The organism is Sphaerisporangium sp. NPDC004334, assembly GCF_053602655.1.
The window spans coordinates 1-3,351 of record NZ_JBSGDZ010000074.1 but is presented as its reverse complement, the minus strand read 5'-3'; the positions used below and the strand labels follow the sequence as shown (position 1 = coordinate 3,351).

Sequence of the window (3,351 nt, the reverse complement as noted above, 5' to 3'; positions counted from 1 at the left end):
AACTCACGGTTCGCGATGGTCGTGTACGCCGAATCACCAAGCCGCCCCGAAGCGATGGCCGTACCGAAGTACCGCCCGCTCTGCGCGGCGGCCGCACCCAGCGTGCTCGCCGCGGCGTCGGCCGGGCCCGGCAACGTCAGCGCCGTGACCGTGCCGAGCACGCCGAGAGCACCGGCGAGCACGGCCCGCAGACCGCGGAAGGGTCGCCGGTTACCCGGCGGGTGTGTGACGTATGCGCCCATGCCTGAGCCTCCATAAGGGATCGCGGAAGAGCGGGAAGCGGGAGAACATGCGGGACACGCCCGCGGCCCGACGCCCGCATCCCTGTCACCGGAACGCACACCACGAGGACGTCGCCGACGGCTCCCGCCACGCACCACCGAGTCGGCGGCGGAACCTACTCGGGACTCAGTGTGGAAACCATCCCGAAACACGTCAAGACCGTAGCCGAAACTTTCGAGCGCTCCTCAGCCGGACAAACCCCACGCACCTGGCCTAACGAAAATGCCCCGCCTTGAAATTCACGGATATCCCGTAAATCCGTGACCAGCGTGCCTGAAAGTTTCAGCACAAGGCGGCAGGCGCGGATGTGCGACGGCGGCGATAACACCAGATCGACAGCCCCGGTGGTCCAGAAGCCCCCGGCGCGGCGCGGCGCCGGCTCTTGACGGCGCGTCCCGGTCTCGTATTTGCTCCGCCCACACCACCGCCGCACACGACGGAGAAGGGAGCCGGCCGACACGGTCGATTGTTAACGCTAACAAGAATGCACTTCCCCTAGGCATGCCGGCGACCGGAGTGCCGCGTCCGCTGGGACAGACACCACTTCCCGGCGGTCCACCGGTCGTCGGCATCCCAATACCTGAAGGCTGTTAACGCTCTCTTGGCCGACCCGACGCGGTCGCCGGTGCCTGAAAGAGGTTGAGCATGGTGATGTGGAGACGATGGCTGACCGCCGCGCTGCTGGCCGTCGCCGTCGTGGCTGCGGGAACGGCGACCGGGATGGGCGTGGCCAGCGCCGAGTCCAACGGCGGAGTGCGGGTGATGCCGCTGGGTGACTCGATCACCGAGGGCACACAGGTGCCGGGCGGATACCGCATCGGGCTGTGGCAGCGCCTGGCCGCCGGCCGCTACACGATCGACTTCGTCGGATCCCAGTTCAACGGGCCGGGCAACCTCGGCGACCACGACCACGAGGGACACCCCGGCTGGCGCATCGACCAGATCGACGCCAACATCACCGGCTGGGCCCGCACCTACAACCCGCGCACCGTCCTGCTGCACATCGGCACCAACGACGTCCTGCAGAACTACAACGTTTCCAGCGCCCCCCAGCGGCTGTCCACCCTGATCGACCACATCACCGCGGCCGTGCCCAACGCCGACGTGTTCGTCGCCACCATCATCCCGCTGTCCAACTCCGGCCAGGAGAACTCCGTCCGCACCTTCAACGCGGCCATCCCCGGCATCGTCCAGAGCAAGGTCAGCAGCGGCAAGCACGTCTATCTCGTCGACATGCACAGCAAACTCACCACCGGCGACCTGATCGACGGCGTCCACCCCACCGCCAACGGCTACGACAAGATGGCCGCCGCCTGGTACGCGGCGCTGCAGTCGGTCTCCGGAAGCATCGGCCAGCCCGGCGGGTCGACCCCGACTCCCACGCCCACAGTGACGCCCTCGACCGCGAGCGCGATCCGCGGCGTCGGCTCGGGCCGGTGCCTGGACGTCGCCAACGTCTCGCAGGCCAACGGCGCGCAGGTGCAGATCTGGGACTGCAACGGGCAGGCCAACCAGCAGTGGGCGCCGACCGGCAGCGGTGAACTGCGGGTGTACGGCAACAAGTGCCTGGACGTGTCCAACGCGAGCACGGCCGACGGCGCGCAGGTGGCGATCTGGGACTGCAACGGGCAGAGCAACCAGCAGTGGCGGTTCAACTCCGACGGCAGCATCACGGCCGTCGGCGCGAACAAGTGCCTCGACGTGCCGAACTACTCCACCGCCAACGGCGTCAAGCTGCAGATCTGGTCCTGCAACGGCGGAACCAACCAGCGTTGGACCCGGGTCTGACGCTCCCTCATCGGCCCGGCGGGCGGCGCTGACCGCCGTCCGCCGGTGCCCACCACCCTTCCGCCCCTCCCGTACCGCCGCGCCCCGCTCCTGCGCCCCCGCTGAGAGTGAAAGGCAGAACGTTGACTACTCCCCGCCCTGAGGGACGGGGATTCCGGCCCTCGTGGGCTGGAGTTCCTGCTTCACCGGCGACTGCACCCGGGAGGACCCGGAGTGTCTGACGTCACCTCCACAGGCAGACACGGCAAGACCTGCCGCCAGGATGTTCTTCGCGGCGCCGGTGCCGCGAGCGTCGGCGGCGACGCTGACCCAGGTGACCGGCTTCGGGTCCAACCCCGGCAACCTCCCGATGTACATCTATGTCCCCAACAACGTGTCCTCACGGCCAGGCGTCCTGGTCGCGATGCACGGATGCAACGGCACGGCCCAGGGCTTCTACCAGGGCACCGAGTTCGCCTCGCTGGCCGACCGCTACGGGTTCATCGTCATCTACCCGCAGGCCAACAAGAGCGCCAACGGCATGTCCAACTGCTTTGACGTGTGGTCGAACGAGGCTCTGCGTCACGCCGGGGGCAGCGACCCGGTCTCGATCGTCTCCATGGTCAACTACACGCTGCAGCGCTACAACGGCGACCCGCAGCGGGTGTTCGCCACCGGCTTCTCCTCCGGCGCGATGGAGACCAACAACCTGCTGGCCACCTACCCCGACGTCTTCGCGGCCGGCGCGCCCTTAACGGGCGTGCCCTACGGCTGCCTCGGGCCGGCCGGATGCGGGGACAAGACGCCGCAGCAGTGGGGCGACCTGGCGCGCGCCGCCTACTCCGGCTACACCGGGCCGCGGCCACGGGTCATGGCCTGGCACGGCACCAACGACTCGGTGCTGAACTACACCATGCTGCAAGAAGAGGTCGACCAGTGGACAAATGTGTGGGGGATCGGCCAGACCGCCACCTCCACCACCACTCCGCAGTCCGGGTGGACCCGGCGGGTCTTCGGCTCGGGCCAGGTCGAGGCGTGGACCATCTCCGGCGCCGGCCATGACCTGCCGCACACCGGCATGGGCATCTACGCGATCCGCTTCTTCGGTCTCGACGGCACCGTGAACCCCACTCCCACGCCGACCCCGACGCTCACTCCCACCGTCACCCCGACTCCCACGCCGACTCCCACGGGGCCCGGCGGCAGCGGTCCGATCAGGGGTGTGGCGTCCGGGCGGTGCATCGATGTGCCGAACCGTTCCACCACCGACGGCACCGCGGTGAACCTGTGGGACTGCAACGG

2 protein-coding genes and 1 pseudogene are annotated in these 3,351 nt (G+C 68.6%); 2 read left to right on the top strand and 1 reads right to left on the bottom strand.

Features of this window, described 5'->3' with window-relative positions:
- Positions 1-242, bottom strand: a pseudogene (locus ACWEN6_RS40785) (endo-1,4-beta-xylanase); the annotation flags it as partial.
- Positions 243-927: 685 nt separating this feature from the next.
- Here ACWEN6_RS40785 and ACWEN6_RS40780 point away from each other — a divergent pair.
- Both ACWEN6_RS40780 and ACWEN6_RS40775 read left to right on the top strand, forming a co-directional pair.
- Complete coding sequence (locus ACWEN6_RS40780) at positions 928-2,070, top strand: lectin (RefSeq protein WP_452577571.1); 1,143 nt, start codon at positions 928-930, stop codon at positions 2,068-2,070.
- Between the two features lie 313 nt (positions 2,071-2,383).
- Positions 2,384-3,351, top strand: a 968-nt coding sequence (locus ACWEN6_RS40775; RefSeq protein ID WP_452577569.1) for an extracellular catalytic domain type 1 short-chain-length polyhydroxyalkanoate depolymerase, incomplete at its 3' end; no start/stop codon positions are given.

What these genes read in the sequence shown, in the direction of transcription:
- ACWEN6_RS40780 (WP_452577571.1), top strand. Translation starts at nt 928, where the DNA reads ATGGTGATGTGGAGACGATGGCTGACCGCCGCGCTGCTGGCCGTCGCC.